We start from the raw sequence: 15,864 nt of genomic DNA, 5'->3' as shown, positions 1-15,864 counted from the left end.
TTATTGCTCCGGTGAATAATGTCCTCCTTCAGGGTAGTTTATTCTGCGGGCCTGCGTCACGAAGTTAACATAAGCCCGACGACGCAACAAGCAAGCCCAGACCGCTCTTCCCGCGCACCATCGCCTTCGGCCTCCCCTCCCATCCCTCGGGCCTGCGAATCCCTGAAAGCTCGGCGCCCATCGCGCGCCGGCGAGCTTCAAAGAGCAGGTTTGTGCCCTCAAGACACGTCGCCTACTCGGTCAGGAAAATACGGCGCACGCGTGGTGAAATCCGGCAGAGCAGCTCATAGGAGATGGTATGGCCGCGCTCCGCCCACTCCTCGATCGCGATCTGGTCCTCACCGTCGCGACCAAAGAGCAGCACCTCATCGCCCACATCCACCCGGCCGGCGTCGGTCACATCCACCATCGCCACGTCCATGCACACCCGACCGACCACCGGGCAGCGGGTGCCGGCGATCATGACCTCTCCGCCGTTGGACAAAAAGCGCGGGAACCCGTCGTTGTACCCCACCGCGATCGTCGCCAGGCGGCGAGCCTCTCCGCGGGGCGCTCGCCAGGATCGCCCGTAGCCGACGGTATCTCCGGGCGCCACCTGCTGCAGATGCAACACCCGGGTGGTGAAGCAGAGCGCCGGACGCACATCCCGGGCCTGATCCTCCACCGCCTCCGAGGGATGCAGCCCGTAGAGCCCCAGCCCCACACGCACCATATCGTAGCGCGCGCGCTCAAAACGCCAGGCCGCCGCGGTGTTGGCCGCGTGCACCACACCGGTCGGCACCCCGGCTGCGCGGATGCCGGCCAGCACCTGATCGAAGGTGTCGAGTTGACGGTGGGTGAAGGCGTCTTCGTCAGGATCATCGGCCGCGGCCAGATGGGTCATCACCCCCTCGATCGAGAGCGCCTGCATCCGGTGCACCTCCCGGGCAAAGGCCACGGCATCCTCCGGCAAGAGCCCCACGCGGCGCATCCCGGTATCAATCTCCAGGTGCACGCTCACCCGCTTGCCCACGCGCTCGGCCTGCGCGGCCAGCGCCCGGGCCACCGGGCGCGCGTAGATCAGCGCCGTCAGGTCGTACTTGGCGATCTTATCAGCCTCGGAGGCCTGCACATTGGTCACCAGAATGGGCAGGCGAATGCCCCGACGGCGCAGCGGAATCGCCTCATCCGGGTAGGCCACCGCCAGCGCCTGCACGCCCTGCCCTTCCAGAAGCTGAGAGACGCGGGTGGCGTCGTTTCCGTAGCCAAAACTCTTGACCACGGCCATCACCCCGACCTCATCACCCAGGCGCCGACTCAGGGCGTGGTAGTTGTCGCGGATCGCCCCCAGATCGATGAAGAGCCGGGTGGGAGCCACGCTCTCGATGAGCCGGCGCGCGGCGCGATCCAGCCCGACGGTGCGGCTGGCCTTAAAGAGCACCACATCGCCCGGGGAGAGTTCGCGCTCCAGCATCCGGTGGAGCTCCTCCAGGTGCTCGGCCCGGTGCACGCGCTCGGGGCTCATGCCGGCGGCTACCGCCGCCTCCCCCATCAGCGCGGCGAACTCCCCGACCAAAAAGAGCTCATCGATCCGATGGCGAGCCACCGCCTGCCCCAGCTCCCGGTGGGCGTCTGCGGCGCGGGCGCCCAGGTCGAGCATATCGCCAAAAATCGCCACCGCCCGTTGCCCGCCCGAGAAGTTTCGCAGCACCTCCAGCGCGGCGCGCGCGCTGACCGGGTCGGCGTTGTACGTATCGTTGATCAGCGTGATGCCGGCCGAGGTCGTATGCATCTCCAGGCGCATCTCGCTGAGTTCAAAGCGCCGCAGACCGCGGGCGACCTCATCCAGACTCGCTCCCAGCAAGGTGGCCATCGCGGCGGCGGCCGTGGCGTTGCGCACGTTATGCAAGCCCGGCACCCCCAGGCGGATCTCACGGCTCCCCAGGTCCCGCACCGCCAGCTCAAAGCGCCACCCCGCCCCCCGGGCCGCCACGCCCCGCGCCACCACATCGGCCCGGCCCTGCTGGTCACCCGAAACCTGATCGTACGTGCGGGGTTTCACGTGAAACAGGTCCGAAAACTGGCGCTGCACGTCCTGCGAAAGCACCAGATGGCCCTCGTTCAGATCTTGGAAAAGCAGGGACTTTTCTTCGGCAATGCCCCGGGCATCGCCCAGTCCCGCGGCGTGTGCCGAGCCGATGTTGGTAAGGATGCCGTGGGTGGGCCGGACCATCCGCACCTGACGGGCCATGTCGCCCCGATGGCTGACGCCCACCTCGACGATGGCCACGTCGTGATCGGAGCGAATGCCCAGCAGGCTCAGCGGGACCCCCACCTGGGAGTTGTAGCTGCCCGGACTGGCGTGCACCGTGCAGGTCGCCCCGAGCATTTTGGCCAGCATGTCTTTGACGATCGTCTTGCCGTTGGAGCCGGTAATGGCCACCACCGGGATGTCGAAACGCGCCCGCCAGGCCGCCGCCACCGCCTGCAACGCCGCCCGGGTATCCGAGACCCGGATCAGTGGCCCCTCCCCAAACTCCGCCCGGCTCCCGTGGTGGACCATCGCCGCCACCGCCCCCTGCTCAAAGGCCTGATGCACAAAGGCATGGCCATCAAAACGCGGCCCTTCCAGCGCCACAAAGAGCGAGCCGGGCTCCAGCAGCCGCCGCGAATCGACCACCACCTTCTGAATCACCTGGTCGGGGTCGCCTCCCTCCAGGCGTCCCCCCGCCCACCGCGCCACCTCCCCCAGAGTCATCACCTCCATCGCTCCCGGGTCGACCTTCGCACTCACCGCCAGACTCCGTGCATCGGGTTCACCGGCGAGATGCCCTCGCCGAGCCGCGGCGCCTTCTCGATCGCCTCGCTGATGAACTCCCGGGCAAAAGCCACCGCGTCTACCAGCGCGTCCTGGCGCGCCAGACGCGCGCAGATCGCCGCCGAAAACGTACACCCCGACCCATGCACCCGCTTCGAATCGACCCGGTCGGCGCCGAACTCCACAAACCCCGAACCGTCGTAAAACACGTCGCGCACGATCCGATCAAAATGTCCGCCCTTGATCACCACATGCCGCGCTCCGGCGCCAAAAAGCCGCTTCGCCGCTTCTTTCATCTCGGCCAGACTCTCCACCTCCCCCATCCCCGTAAGGTGCGCGGCCTCAAAGCGGTTGGGCGTGACGATGAGCGCCCGGGGCAACAACTTCTCGCGCAGCGAGGCAAACGCCGACTCCGGCATCAGCGGCTCGCCATGCTTGGAGATCATCACCGGATCGACCACCAACGACTCGATCGGATGGTCCTCCAGATACTCCACCAAAAAGCTGATCATCGCCTCGGTGCCCAGCGCCCCGGTCTTGGCCGCGCTCGGTTTGAGATCCCCGAGCACCGCGTCGAGCTGCGCCCGTACCATCGCCTCACTGGCCATCTCCACCAGGGTCACCCCCTGGGTGTTCTGCGCGGTCAACAGCGTCAGCGCACTGGTGCCAAAGACCCCGCAGGCCGCAAAGGTCTTGAGGTCGGCCTGAATCCCGGCCCCTCCCCCGCTGTCGCTGCCGGCAATGGTCAGCGCCACCGCCGGGGCGCTCACGCCCCCGCTCGTCTTGGGCTTCTCAAAAAGATCGAAATACGCACTCATCCTTACCCCTCATCCTGGTGGCCTGCGTCGACCTGGGCCTCGTCGTCGACCTGCGCTCCGGTCTGACCGAAACGCCGCTGACGACCCGTGAAATCCTCAAACGCCTCGATCAGCTGCGCCTCCCCGAAATCCGGCCACAGCGTCTCGGTGATATGCAGTTCGCTGTAGGCGATCTGCCAGAGCAAAAAGTTCGATACCCGACACTCCCCGCTGGTCCGAATCACCAGGTCCGGGTCCAGACGCCCCTGCGTGTAGAGGTAGCGCGAAACCAGGGCCTCGTCGATCTGGGCCGGGTCGAGGTTGCCGGCGAGCGCATCCTCGGCGATGCGGCGGGTAGCCTGGATGATTTCTTCGCGTCCGCCGTAGCTCACGGCCACCTGGAGGATCATCCCGGTGTTCTCGGCGCTGCGCGCCTCCAACTCGGCGATGGCCTTCTGCAACTTTGGCGAAAGCCGCCCCCGGTCGCCGATCACCTGCATGCGGATGCCGTTCTGCAGCAGGCGCTTGCGCTCTTTTTTGATGTAGAGGTCAAAGAGCGTCATCAGCCCGCTGACCTCATCCTGCGGACGTCCCCAGTTCTGCGAGCTGAACGCATAGAGCGTCAGAATCTCCACCCCCAGGTAGCGACAGCTCTCCACCACTCGCCGCACCGCGTTGGCGCCCTCATGGTGCCCCCGAATCCGGGCCATGCCCCGCTGCACCGCCCAGCGCCCGTTGCCGTCCATGATCACGGCCACGTGACGGGGCACGCTCCCCTGAAACCCCTGGAGCGTGGCCTCGTTGATCGTCAGTTTTATTGCCATCGCGCTCGTACTCGTCAGGCCCGTCGCCGGGCAAAAGACTCCATCGACGAAGCTCCACGCGTCGCGATCCTTCTGGCAGATTCGCGCACCACCTCGCCGCCTGCGCTCGCCACGCTACTACGCGCCGGGCAGCGATGAAAGGGCTTCGAGCTCGGCGCTTTCATCGCCCAGGCGCACCTCTTGTCCCACGTCATACGCCCCGCGTTTCATCGACACCAGCGCCCGATACCCCGGGCCGCGTATCGCGCGGGCCACGCTGACCACCTCCCCTTTTTTCGTCCACGCCCCATCGAGCCGCGCCTCCACCAAAGCCCCCACCGCCGGCGCTTCGCTGCCACGGAGACGCACCCTGCGCAGCATCTTCGCCGGGGTGCCCCGGGTGTCCAGACGGGCGATGATCTCCTGGCCCAGGTAGCAGCCTTTATCGTAGGCGATCGCGTCCTCAAACCCCGCCTCCAAGGGAATCACCTTCGCGTGCAGTTCCACCCCAAAGCGCGGCACCCCGGCCTCCAGGCGCATCCGCTCAAATCCCGCCTCCCCGCAGAGCGGCAAGGGGCGGCCCACCGCGTCTTCGATCGCCGCAATCACCGCGAGCACCTGCTCGCGATCGATGCGCAGCTCATAGGCCTCATCCACGCACCAGGGCACCCGCTGCACCACCACCCCCTGGCCCGCCACCTGGCCCCAGGTCCCGGCAAACATCGGCCGACTCCCCGGGCTCAACCGATGCGCCCAGCTCCCGGCCTGCTCCAGCACCATCGACGCCCCGCGCCCGTAGAGCCCCAGCACCGTCGTCTGCGCGCTGCGGTCCTCCAGGGTGACCTTCTCCAGGATGATGTGACGCTTCAGATGCCCCAGCAGCCCGCCCTCCAGCGTGCCGGCCTCCAGGTCCATGATCAGCGCTTCGGGGAAATGCAGCAGCCGCCCCTCCCCCACAAAACGCCCGGTGTGATTCACCCAGGTCGTGCGCTGCCCCCGCCCCTCTTCGGCCAGGTGCATCAGATCGCTGGTCACCAGCCCCTGCAACCAGGGGATGGCGTCCTCTCCGCCCAGCACCAGCGTCTCCCGCGGCTCCCGGGCCACCCAGCCCAGCCCCTGCTCCCGCACCCCGTCCACGCCCTCCTGATCCTCGTGGGCAGGCTCCCCCACGCAGACCACCCGCTCCTGAGGCCCCTCGCCAACCAGCAGGGCGCCCCGCTCCTGAAGCCACGCTCGAAATGCACTCGACATTGCCATCCACTACCTCGTCTGCCTGGTCCTCATCGCCACGCTGCCCGCGACGCCATCTGCCGGGGGCACTGCTTATATGCCGCCTGCGGAACAACCTCCAGCAGCGCTTCGTTCCACCGGCTGAGCGCCCCTGCCAGGGCTGTGGGTGCGCCTTGCGATCAAAGCCCTTCCTGATTAGATTCCGCCTGCCTGGCCGGCCCCCTGCGGGTCGGCCTCTCTTTAAGTTCGGCGGCCCTCGCTCCCCCCCTCCTCGGTGAGCCCGACGTGTCCTCCCCAGATTCTGATCTCTACAATCGGCGCTTTTTCCTCTTCAGCGGCAAAGGCGGTGTGGGCAAAACCACGCTGGCCGCCGCCTTCGCGCTGAGCTGCGCTCGCCGGGGCGAACGCACCCTGCTGATGGAGCTCAACGTCAAGGGCAAGATCAGCTCCCTCTTTGGCGCCGACGGCGTCGACCACGAGATTCGCGAGGTCGACGACAACCTTTTTGCCGTCAACGTCACCCCGGCGGCCGCCATGCGGGAGTACGCGCTGATGATCCTCAAGATCAAGCTCGTCTACCGCGCCGTCTTCGAAAACCGCCTGGTCAGCTCCTTTCTCAAAGTCATCCCCGGCCTCAACGAGCTGGTGATGCTGGGCAAGGCCTACTACCACGTCATCGAAGAACACCCCGACGGCAGCCCGGTCTGGGATAAGATCATCGTCGATGCCCCGGCCACCGGTCACGGCATCTTCTTTCTGCGCATCCCCTCGGTGATCACCGGGCTGGTCAAATCCGGCCTGATGTTTGAGGAGGCCCAGCGCATCCTCGACCTCCTCCAGGACCCGAAGCGCACCGCGCTCAACCTGGTCACCCTGGCCGAAGACATGCCCGTCAACGAGACCCTGGAGCTGGCCAAAGTCGTGCGCCAGGAGATGGGGGTGCCCGTGGGCTGCGTGATGGCCAACGCCGTCTACCGCCCCCTCTTCGACGGGGCCGAGAGCGCCTACATAGACCAGGCCCACGACGAGCTCCAGCAGCGCGCCGACCAGGGCGACGCCCGCGCCGACGCCCACCCCACGCGGGCCTTTTTGGAGGCGGCGCGCTTTCGCAACGCCCGGGTCGCCATGCAACAGGAGTACCTCGATGTGCTCCGCCAGCAGGCCGATGCCCCCCTGGTCGAGGTCCCCTTCTACTTCCACGATCGCATGAGCTTTGCCACGATCGCCGAGATCGCCGAGCACCTGGCCAGCGAGCTCCCCGCGCTCTCCGACAAAGGCGCGCCTCGCCAGCGCTCTTCTGCAAGCTCGTCAGGCTGATCCGCGTCGCGGAGCCAGGCCGGTCCATCCCAAGGAGTTTCCATGGCCTCGAATCCTGAGGCGACATCCGCCTCTCCCTTTGAGCGCGCGCTTGAGCGTCGCGAGGTCGTCATCTGTGTGGGCTCCGGCGGCGTGGGCAAAACCACCTCCAGCGCCGTGATCGGGCTGCACGCCGCGATGGCCGGCCGGCGCGTGCTGGTGATGACCATCGATCCGGCCCGACGCCTGGCCAACTCCCTGGGCATCGAGGCCCTGGGCAGCGAGATGCAACAAATCCCCCTGGATCGCTTTGCCGACCTGGGTCTTGAGCCCCGCGGCGAACTCTGGGCGATGATGCTCGATATGAAGGAGTCCTTTGACCGGCTGGTCCAGCGCTACGCCCCCGACGACACCACTCGCCAGGACATCCTCGATAACCGCTTCTACCACTATTTTTCGACCAGCCTGGCCGGCACCCAGGAGTACGCCGCCTCGGAGCGCCTCTTTGAAATCGTAGAATCCGAGGACTTCGATCTGATCGTGCTCGATACCCCCCCGACCACCCACGCCCTGGACTTTTTGGAGGCCCCCCAGCGCCTCACCGACGCGGTCAGCTCCCGGGCGTTGCAGTGGCTCTACAAGCCCGGCGTCCTCTCCGGGCGCCCCGGCCTGGGGATCGTCTCGGTGGGCACCACCTACGTGATGCGCACCCTGGGTAAATTCACCGGCGGCGAGCTCCTCAACGATCTGGGCGTGTTCCTCAAAACCTTCTCGGCGCTCTTTGAGGGCTTTGAGGAGCGGGCCCGCGCCGTCCAGAAACTCCTCAAAGGCCCGCGCACCAGCTTTGTCGTCGTCACCGCTCCCGACTCCCTGACCGTGGAAGAGGCCCTCTACTTCTTCGAAAAACTCGACCGCGACGCGCTCAACATCGACGCCTTCATCGTCAACCGCGTTCACCCCCGCTGGGTCGGCCCGGAGGCGCTGGCGCAACCGGCCTCGGACCTGGCCCAGGCCCTCACCGATGGCGCCCTGCCCCCCCTCCCCGACGAGGTGGACGCCCCCACGCTGGCCGCGCACCTGCTGGAGAACGCCTCCCAGTTTGAGCTGCGCGCCTCGCAGGACGCCGCCAGCCTGGAGCTGCTCTCGCGGCGCCTCCCCGACGACCTGCCGATCCTCGCGGTGCCCTACTTCAACCGCGACATTCACTCGCTGGCCGGTCTCAACCAGGCGCGCACGGCCCTCTTCGGCTCGTTGTAATCCCTATTCGCCATGTCAGGGGGAGAGTTGCGTCAAGGGGGGACCGCAGCGCGTGAGCGGACCGCACTTGATTCCAGGCCACGATCTTCGCTAGAGCTCCGCACATTCAATGGATGTTGGTGCCGCGCCTGCCGGCGCCCCTACCTCGGAGCTATCATTATGACCCTCTCGACCACCCTTCGCCGCCTGAGCGCGGCCCTTCTCCTAAGCCTCTCCTTGAGCGCCTGCGGCGATGGTGATGGCCTCGGCCAATGCGAAGCCGCGCCCGCCTGCAACGCCGATCAAAACGTGGTGGAAAGCTGCGACGAAAACGACGACACCTGCCACGAAGTCACCATGTGCGGCGACACCATCTACTGCCAGGACATCCCCAACGAGTGCGCGGCCCTCCCCCAATGCGATGCGGACGACGCTGAAGTCGAGAGCTGCTCGACCATTGGCAATTGCTACGAAGTCACCGAATGCGGCGCGACCATCCTCTGCGAGAGGCCCCTGGCCTGTGAGGAGACGCTGGAGTGCGACCCCGGCGACACCGAGGTCGAGAACTGCTCGGCCTCCGGCGACTGCTACCAGGTCACCGAATGCGGCGTGTCCATCCTCTGCGAGAAGGCCGAGAGCTGCGAGCAGACGCCCGAGTGCAACCCCGGCGATACCGAAGTCGAGAACTGCTCCGACGACGCCACCTGCTATCAACGCGAGGCCTGCGGGGAGTCCATCCTCTGCCAGCAAGCCATCGATGAGGGCTGTCCGCACGCCTATACGTGCCCCGACACCCATCAAAGCACTGTGCCCTGTTCCGAATGGGGCGACTGCCTGGAGTTCTACGCCTGCGGAGAGCTGGACTTGGTGTGCACTGGCGAGCAGCGCGACCCGGATGCCTGTTCCGCCACCCCGACCTGCCCCCAGGGCTATGAGGTCACGGATACGTGCAACGGGGTCGTCGATACGCCCTGCATCGAAGCCACCGTCTGCAACACCACCATCTCGTGCACCATCCCTGTCGGCGGCTGAATTCGACACTTTAAAGCGCTCGCCATACCGGGGCGCTGCCTGACCGGGCGATGTCCGACCGAGGGTCGGACATCGCCCTTTTTTTATGCGCCCCATCCACGACCGGGGGTCGCTTTTCGAAGCCGCATCTTCATCGGACTTCGCCCCCCGTCGTTTCGTCTCCGGGCTGACGTGCGCAGGTTTCTGGCAGACACACACCCTCTGCCAACGCCCTCGCCAGGAGGTTTTCCATGCGATTCTCCGACCGCAAAATCACTCGACTCAGCCGCGACGAAATCGACGCGCTCATCGCCCGGGTAAACTACCCCATCTACACCGAAGATCTTTTGAGCGAGTGCCGCCGCGCCAACGCCTCCGAACACACCCTCAAAGCCCTGAGTAATCTGCCCGAGCACACCTTCAAAAACCCCGATGAGCTCAAGAAGGCGCTCCTGGGCTACAAATTCGACCCGGAAAACGAGCCTTATACCTCCGTCTTCAAAGGCAGCAGCAGTCTCCCCAACAAAACCGCCCATTGATGGTCAAAGCTCGCGACGATTCCCCAAAACACACCCCACCTCCCGAACCCCGGGCTGGAGAGACGTTATGAATCGCCTGAGAAACGATCCCGCCACCAACCGCCTCCTCAACGAGGTCACCGAATACATCGCCGAGGTGGAGTACCCCGCCCACACCGGTGAGCTCCTGGACGCGGCCCGCAAAGCCGACGCTCCCGCCCGGGTGATGGAGGTGCTCAAGCTCCTCCCCCAGCGCACCTTCCAGACCTACGACGATCTCGTCGCCCTGGTCGTCGACGCCGAGGGCCAGGAGACCGCCGAAGATCCCCGCGAACACAGCGCGCTGGGCAGCGGCCTCCTCCCCGAAGAGTTTTATCAGTGAGTTTTGATCGGGGCGGCGAATAGAGGCTCTGCGGGGAGGTTGGGGAGGTAAGCGCCGCCACTCAGGCCGCTTAGCTCCCCTTCTGGGCTCAACAGAGCGGCCACTCAGACCCCTTAGCTCCTCTTCTGGGCTCAACAGAGCGGCAACTCAGACCCCTTAGTTGCTCTTCTGGGCTCAACAGATCGGCAACTCAGGCCCCTTAGCTCCTCTTCTGGGCTCAACAGATCGGCAACTCAGGCCCCTTAGCTCCTCTTCTGGGCTCAACAGAGCGGCAACTCAGACCCCTTAGTTCCTCTTCTGGGCTCAACAGAGCGGCGACTCAGACCCCTTAGTTGCTCTTCTGGGCTCAACAGAAGGGCGACTCAGACCCCTTAGTTGCTCTTCTGGGCTCAACAGAAGGGCGACTCAGACCCCTTAGCTCCTCTTCTGTTCGCAACAGAGCGGCAACTCAGACTCCTTAGCTCCCCTTCTGGCCAACCAGATCGACAGCTCAGGCCCCTTAGCTCCTCTTTTACTCAGGTAAATCTCCCCCTCAGCCAGAATCACTCCATGAACAAAAAACCGCATAAAGAAAGGGCGATGCACGACCCTCGGTCGCGCATCGCCCTCCTCTTTTACTCAGGTAAATCTCCCCCTCAGCCAGAATCACTCCATGAACAAAAAACCCGCATCACTCGCCAAGAATGGCCTCGTGGTCGGTCTCGTAATCGACCAGGCAATCGGCCGGGATGCCGCGGCGGATGAGCTCGGTGGCGTGGTTGATATCGGTGTAGAGCACGCGGTCTTCGCTCATAAAGCTGACCTTCTGGCGCAGGCTCTTCAGGGCCTGGCGCGTGCGCTTACCCAGCGCGTAGCCCTCGCGCAGATCCAGGGCCTGCCCGGCGATTAGATACTCGATGGCCAGCACGCGCTCCACGTTGGTCATGATGCGGTAGGCGTGCAGACCGGCGTGCATCCCCATCGAGACGTGGTCTTCCATGTTGGCGCTGGTCGGGATGGAGTCGACGCTGGCCGGGTGGCTCTGGCTCTTATTCTCGGACACCAGCGCGGCGGCGACGTACTGCGGGATCATCATCCCGGAATTGAGGCCGGGCTCGTTGACCAGAAAGGCCGGGAGCCCCTCGGAGAAGTACTTGTCGGTGAGCTTGGCCGAGCGCCGCTCCGAGATCGAGCCGAGCTCGGCGATGGCCAGCTTCAGGTAATCGAGCGCCATGGCCACCGGCTCCCCGTGGAAATTACCCCCGGAGAGGATCGCGCCCTCCTGGAAGGCATCCGGCACAAAGACCAGGGGGTTGTCGGTGACGGCGTTGGCCTCGGTCATCAGCACGTTGATCACGTGGTCGAGCACGTCGCGGCTGGCCCCGTGCACCTGGGGCATGCAGCGCAGGCAGTAGGAGTCCTGCACGTACTCCACCTTGCCCTCCACCGTGCCCGGGGCGGCCCCGGCCAGCTCGCTGCCCTCGAGCATGTAGCGCACGTGACTGGCGCTGAGCATCTGTCCGGGGCGGCGGCGAATGGCGTGAATGCGCGGGTCCAGCGCTTCCATCCGGCCGCCGACCGCCTCCAGGCTCATCGCGCCGATGGCGTCGGCGCAGTCCAGAAGCGGACGGAAGGAGAGGGCGACCACCACGCCCAGCGCCGTCATGGCCTGGGTGCCGTTGAGGAGCGCCAGGCCCTCTTTGTAGGTCAGGCGCACCGGCTCCAGTCCGGCCCGGCTCATGCCCTCTTCGGCGGTGTAGGTCACCCCCTCGATCTGCACCTCGCCAAGGCCGATCATCGGCAGGCACATATGCGCCAGGGGGCAGAGGTCGCCGCTGGCCCCCACGCTCCCGAGCTCCGGCACGATCGGGTGCACCCCGCGGTTGAGCATCTCAATGAGCACCTGGAGGGTGGAGGCGCGAATCCCGGAGTTGCCCTGGGCCAGGGCGTTAATGCGCAGGAGCATCATCGCCCGCACCACATCCACATCGAGCGCCGGCCCCACGCCGCAGGCGTGGCTCATGATCAGGTTGACCTGCAGGCGCTCGGCGTCTTCGGGGCGAATGACCTGGTCGCGGTTGGCACCAAACCCGGTCGTCACTCCGTAGACCGCCTTGCCGCTCTGTGCCATCTGCCGCACGAAGGCCGCGGCCTCGTCGATGCGCACGATTGCTTCGGGGGCCAGCTCCACCGGTTTGCGGTGGTAGACCACGTCCTCAATATCTTCCAGATTCAGCAGGCGCTGACCTAATACTACGGCATCAACCACGGGTTAACTCCCCAGTTTGAGCGCTGCGAGCATGCAGCAGAACCATCCCACAATCATCGCGGTGCCGCCGATGGGCGTGATCGCCCCCAGCCAGCGCGCGCCGGTAAAGACCATCAGGTAGAGCGAACCGCTGAACACCAGGATCCCGGCGGTGAAACACCACCCGGCGGCAATGGCCACCGTCGACTGGGTCTGACTCACCAGCCAGGCCGCGGCAAAGAGCGCCAGGGCGTGCACGATCTGGTAATGCGCCGCCGTCTCCCAGATCTCGAGCATCCGGGCGTCGACCTTATTGGCCAGGGCATGGGCGCCAAACGCGCCGGTGACCACCGCCAGCATGCCAAAGAGGCTGCCGAGCATCGCAAAGGTTTTCATGGTGTCTCCTCGTCGCCTTGAGGGGAGGGCGCCCCTTCGGGGGCGCCCTCCATCAGCTCATCGAGCAGCAGCTGCGCCTTGCGGGCGCTGCGCTGCCGCTCGGAGTTCGGGTGCAAAAAGATCACTTCGTCGGCCACTCGCCGCACCCAGCCGGCGTGATACGCCGCGCGCACCCGGGCGTGCTCCCGGGCCACCCGGGGCTCGGGCTCAGGCTCGGGAGGAGGAGCGGCATCACACCCGCTCCACAGCGCCAGGGCCACCAGCCAGAGCGCGCCGCCCGGGGCCAGCCCCCCCTGGCGAGCCCTTTGCTTAGCTCTGGGATTCATCCCAGAGGTAGGCGCTGGCACGCACGCCGGCATAGAAGTTCTCCAGGTTAAATTTCTCATCCGGGCTGTGCAGACGGTCATCCTCCAGCCCCAGCCCCATGAGGACGGTGGGGGCCTTAAGGATGTCGGAGAAGGTCGCCACCACCGGGATCGAGCCGCCGCCGCGGGTGAACACCGCCTCCTTGCCCCAGACCCGACTCAGCGCCCGGGTGGCCGCCTGCACCGCCGGGGCGTCGCGCTCGGTGAGCACGGGCTTGCCGCCGTGATGCGGGGTCACGGTCACGCGCACCGAGGGGTGGGCGATCTCGCGCACGAAGGCCTCGGCCTGCTCGGCCACCCGCTCCGGATCCTGTCCCGGCACCAGACGGCAGGAGAACTTGGCGTGAGCCTTGGCGGGGAGCACCGTCTTGGCGCCCACCCCGGTGAACCCGCCCCAGATGCCGTTGCAATCCAGCGTGGGCCGCGCCCAGATACGCTCCAGCGTGGTGTAACCCGACTCCCCGCGCAGCGCGGCGGCGCCGGATTCTTCGAGGAACCCGGCCTCATCAAAGGGCAGGGCGGCAAAGTCAGCGCGCTCCTCATCGCTCAACGCGATCACGTCGTCATAGAAGCCCGGAATGGCCACCTGTCCCTTATCGTCGTGCAGCCGGGCGATGATCCCGGCGATCTCGTTGATCGGGTTGGGGATCGCGCCGCCAAAGAGCCCGCTGTGCAGGTCGTGATCCGGGCCTTCCACGGTCATTTCCAGGTAGGCCAGCCCGCGCAACCCGTAGGTGATCGAGGGGATCCCCGGGGCAAACATCGAGGAGTCGCTGATCACCACCGCGTCACAGCTCAGACGCTCTTTATGAGCGGCGATCCAGTGGTCCAGGTTCACGCTCCCGACCTCTTCTTCGCCCTCGATCAACAGTTTCACGTTGATCGGCAGCTCGCCCACCGTCTGGAGCCAGGCTTCCAGCCCCTTGATGTGGCAGAAGACCTGCCCCTTATCGTCGGTGGCGCCCCGGGCAAAGATCTTGCCCTCGCGCACCTGCGGCTCAAAGGGCGGGGTGGTCCACAGCTCCAGGGGGTCGGGGGGCTGCACATCGTAATGCCCGTACACCAGCAGGGTGGGGGCCCCCTCCTTGCCCAGGTGCTCGGCGTAGACGATGGGGTGACCCGGCGTCTCGTGGAGCTCCACCGTGCTCAGACCGATGCCCTGGAGGTGCTCGATGAGCCACTCGGCGCAGCGGCGCACGTCGGCCGCGTTCTCGGGATCGGTGCTCACGCTGGGGATGCGCAGAAACTCGAAGAGTTCGTCTAAGAAGCGCGCCTCGTTATCGTTGAGGTACGCGTCAATGGCCTGAAGGGTGTCGGTGTCGGGGGTGCTCAAGAGGCCTCCGGGGTGGGGGATCGATGGCGCCGGCGCTCCACCGCGATCGGGGGGCCGGCGCGCGAGATCAGACCCGGCCTTAGTACCCCGCGCCCACCGACCGAGGCAAGTCGCGAGCCTGGCGCGTGCGGCCCCGCAGCGCGGCCAGGGCCACCTGCGGCGGCTCCTGCTGGCGCACCGCGTCGCGGGCTCGGGCCAGCGCGTGACGCACCTGCTCGCGGGCAAAGGCCGGCACATCAAAGAGCTCATCTTCGAGCGAGCCCCCGCGGAGCACGATGGCCTCGGCCCGGCGATGCACCATCGGGTCGTCGAGGAGCGCCCGCATCCGACTCAAGTGCAGGGCGGTGGCCTCGATCCAGGCCTGGGCATCCGGCGACTGCACAATGCGCCGGGCCAGCCCCAGGTTGCGCTCGTACACGTTGAGCGCCCGCTCCATCACCACCCGAATCGTGCCCCGGAGCTCCTCAAAATAGATCTCGAGCTGCTCTTCGGTGAGCCCCTCCGGGATCTCGGCCGAGAAGATGTCCAGATAAAAATCCTGATAGAGGCGCCCGATCATGTACCCGGCGGCCACCGACCAGTAGGGGTGATGCTGACGCAACGCCCGCAGGTACTGGGCCTGGGCCGCCAGGTGAAGCTCGGCCTTGGCGTTGAGGTCCTCGGTCATCTTGTCGGTGGGCAGCACCAGCTTCACCTGCTCCATCTTCCCGTGGAAGCTCTGCCCGAGCCCGAAGTAGGCCTGCACGATGAAGTGGCTGTTCTCCAGGAGCTTATCCTCGGCCGACGCGCGCTGATTGAGGTTGATCGCGGCTTCAAACGCGTCGGCGCCCTCCGACCACGCTTCGAGCTCCAGCAGGGCGTTGCCCCGGCGCACATGCGCCTCGACCCGATCGAAGTGGTCCAGATCGCGCAGAGAGACGTCGAGCATCAGATCGACCACCTCCTGGTAGTCGCCGGCCTCGTGCAGCGAGCGGGCCAGACGAAAGCTCGCGTTGATGGCCTCGGTGGTGTCGGCGAACTCGGCGATGATCCGCCGGTAGAGGGTGGCCGCCTCATCCCATTGCTCCAGGTTCTCCAGCGCCAGGCCGGCGTTGTAGAGCGAGGGCAACATGAAGCGGCTCTCGGGGAAATAGGTGATGATGATGCGGTAATTGCTCAGCGCTTCTTCGTAGCGACGAGCCTGAAAATCGAAGTAGGCATTCTCAAAAACCTCCTGGGAGTCCAGGGCCTCGGTGTCGATGGACTCGCCATCGCGCACCCGGATCAGCATCGGATCGGCCTCCTGCTCGCTCACCGCGACGCTCTCAGTGGGGTCGGGATCGGAGCGGGTGGCCGAGGTGGTGCAGGCCACGCTGGAGCTCAAAAGCAGAGCCAGCGCCAGCGCGCGCCGGCGCGGCTTCGAGGAGCTACCGAGATCGCGAAGAGATGAGGAGAGAAGATGTCGCACGGGATCTCCAGAGATAGTGCCAGGGG

Annotated in this window: 14 protein-coding genes; 5 read left to right on the top strand and 9 right to left on the bottom strand. The window is 66.1% G+C overall.

The genetic code is table 11. The annotated features are described in order from the left end of the window. Window positions 1-232: 232 nt before the first annotated feature. The 4 genes from alr to ygfZ all read right to left on the bottom strand — a co-directional run bounded on the left by alr (window position 233) and on the right by ygfZ (window position 5,654). Entirely contained in the window at window positions 233-2,773 is a 2,541-nt protein-coding gene (gene alr / locus DL240_RS13595; protein ID WP_111730452.1) for an alanine racemase, read from the bottom strand. Beyond that, window positions 2,770-3,615: a bifunctional hydroxymethylpyrimidine kinase/phosphomethylpyrimidine kinase gene (thiD, locus tag DL240_RS13590; RefSeq protein ID WP_111730451.1), complete on the bottom strand. Its 846-nt coding sequence runs from the start codon at window positions 3,613-3,615 to the stop codon at window positions 2,770-2,772. Before thiD ends, alr begins: the two co-directional genes overlap by 4 nt. Window positions 3,616-3,617: 2 nt before the next feature. Continuing rightward, the gene (gene uppS / locus DL240_RS13585) at window positions 3,618-4,418 is read right to left on the bottom strand and encodes an undecaprenyl pyrophosphate synthase (protein ID WP_111730450.1); all 801 of its coding nucleotides are present in this window, start codon (window positions 4,416-4,418) and stop codon (window positions 3,618-3,620) included. 117 nt (window positions 4,419-4,535) lie between these two features. Further along, window positions 4,536-5,654 (bottom strand): CAF17-like 4Fe-4S cluster assembly/insertion protein YgfZ, encoded by a 1,119-nt coding sequence (gene ygfZ / locus DL240_RS13580; protein WP_111730449.1) that lies wholly within the window; start codon window positions 5,652-5,654, stop codon window positions 4,536-4,538. 258 nt (window positions 5,655-5,912) lie between these two features. Here ygfZ and DL240_RS13575 point away from each other — a divergent pair, with 258 nt between their 5' ends. From DL240_RS13575 to DL240_RS20020, 5 genes are all read left to right on the top strand, one after another. Continuing rightward, window positions 5,913-6,944, top strand: coding sequence for an ArsA family ATPase (locus DL240_RS13575; RefSeq protein ID WP_158542565.1), 1,032 nt, complete (start codon window positions 5,913-5,915; stop codon window positions 6,942-6,944). A gap of 42 nt (window positions 6,945-6,986) precedes the next feature. Then, complete coding sequence (locus DL240_RS13570; protein ID WP_111730447.1) at window positions 6,987-8,180, top strand: ArsA family ATPase; 1,194 nt, start codon at window positions 6,987-6,989, stop codon at window positions 8,178-8,180. Window positions 8,181-8,339: 159 nt separating this feature from the next. Continuing rightward, window positions 8,340-9,191 carry a hypothetical protein gene (locus tag DL240_RS13565; protein WP_111730446.1) on the top strand — a complete coding sequence of 284 codons (852 nt, stop codon included), beginning with the start codon at window positions 8,340-8,342 and terminating at the stop codon, window positions 9,189-9,191. A 230-nt stretch (window positions 9,192-9,421) separates the two neighbouring features. Beyond that, window positions 9,422-9,709 carry a DUF2795 domain-containing protein gene (locus DL240_RS13560; RefSeq protein WP_111730445.1) on the top strand — a complete coding sequence of 96 codons (288 nt, stop codon included), beginning with the start codon at window positions 9,422-9,424 and terminating at the stop codon, window positions 9,707-9,709. A 67-nt stretch (window positions 9,710-9,776) separates the two neighbouring features. Next, window positions 9,777-10,070 carry a DUF2795 domain-containing protein gene (locus tag DL240_RS20020; protein ID WP_158542564.1) on the top strand — a complete coding sequence of 98 codons (294 nt, stop codon included), beginning with the start codon at window positions 9,777-9,779 and terminating at the stop codon, window positions 10,068-10,070. Between the two features lie 670 nt (window positions 10,071-10,740). On the opposite strand, the gene hutH is transcribed toward DL240_RS20020, so the two are convergent. The 5 genes from hutH to DL240_RS13530 form a co-directional block, all read right to left on the bottom strand. Then, window positions 10,741-12,318 carry a histidine ammonia-lyase gene (hutH, locus tag DL240_RS13550; RefSeq protein WP_111730443.1) on the bottom strand — a complete coding sequence of 526 codons (1,578 nt, stop codon included), beginning with the start codon at window positions 12,316-12,318 and terminating at the stop codon, window positions 10,741-10,743. A 3-nt stretch (window positions 12,319-12,321) separates the two neighbouring features. Beyond that, a complete protein-coding gene (locus tag DL240_RS13545; RefSeq protein WP_111730442.1) occupies window positions 12,322-12,693 on the bottom strand; it encodes a DUF423 domain-containing protein in 372 nt (123 codons plus the stop codon). Beyond that, the gene (locus DL240_RS19675; RefSeq protein ID WP_146618294.1) at window positions 12,690-13,019 is read right to left on the bottom strand and encodes a hypothetical protein; all 330 of its coding nucleotides are present in this window, start codon (window positions 13,017-13,019) and stop codon (window positions 12,690-12,692) included. The genes DL240_RS13545 and DL240_RS19675 overlap by 4 nt, the downstream gene beginning before the upstream one ends. Beyond that, window positions 13,003-14,391: a dipeptidase gene (locus tag DL240_RS13535; protein WP_199589816.1), complete on the bottom strand. Its 1,389-nt coding sequence runs from the start codon at window positions 14,389-14,391 to the stop codon at window positions 13,003-13,005. The genes DL240_RS19675 and DL240_RS13535 overlap by 17 nt, the downstream gene beginning before the upstream one ends. 79 nt (window positions 14,392-14,470) lie before the next feature. Further along, window positions 14,471-15,838 carry a tetratricopeptide repeat protein gene (locus tag DL240_RS13530; protein ID WP_158542563.1) on the bottom strand — a complete coding sequence of 456 codons (1,368 nt, stop codon included), beginning with the start codon at window positions 15,836-15,838 and terminating at the stop codon, window positions 14,471-14,473. Window positions 15,839-15,864: the final 26 nt, after the last annotated feature.

This window comes from Lujinxingia litoralis, assembly GCF_003260125.1.
Taxonomy (GTDB): Bacteria; Myxococcota_A; Bradymonadia; order Bradymonadales; family Bradymonadaceae; genus Lujinxingia; species Lujinxingia litoralis.
This window is presented reverse-complemented; position numbering and strand designations above follow the sequence as displayed.

Bases quoted from the DNA above. Each gene is read 5' to 3' on its own strand.
- DL240_RS13560 (WP_111730445.1), top strand. From the start codon at position 9,422: ATGCGATTCTCCGACCGCAAAATCACTCGACTCAGCCGCGACGAAATC.
- DL240_RS19675 (WP_146618294.1), bottom strand. From the start codon at position 13,019: ATGAATCCCAGAGCTAAGCAAAGGGCTCGCCAGGGGGGGCTGGCCCCG.
- DL240_RS13545 (WP_111730442.1), bottom strand. From the start codon at position 12,693: ATGAAAACCTTTGCGATGCTCGGCAGCCTCTTTGGCATGCTGGCGGTG.
- ygfZ (WP_111730449.1), bottom strand. From the start codon at position 5,654: ATGGCAATGTCGAGTGCATTTCGAGCGTGGCTTCAGGAGCGGGGCGCC.
- DL240_RS13565 (WP_111730446.1), top strand. From the start codon at position 8,340: ATGACCCTCTCGACCACCCTTCGCCGCCTGAGCGCGGCCCTTCTCCTA.
- DL240_RS13570 (WP_111730447.1), top strand. From the start codon at position 6,987: ATGGCCTCGAATCCTGAGGCGACATCCGCCTCTCCCTTTGAGCGCGCG.
- DL240_RS20020 (WP_158542564.1), top strand. From the start codon at position 9,777: ATGAATCGCCTGAGAAACGATCCCGCCACCAACCGCCTCCTCAACGAG.
- uppS (WP_111730450.1), bottom strand. From the start codon at position 4,418: ATGGCAATAAAACTGACGATCAACGAGGCCACGCTCCAGGGGTTTCAG.
- thiD (WP_111730451.1), bottom strand. From the start codon at position 3,615: ATGAGTGCGTATTTCGATCTTTTTGAGAAGCCCAAGACGAGCGGGGGC.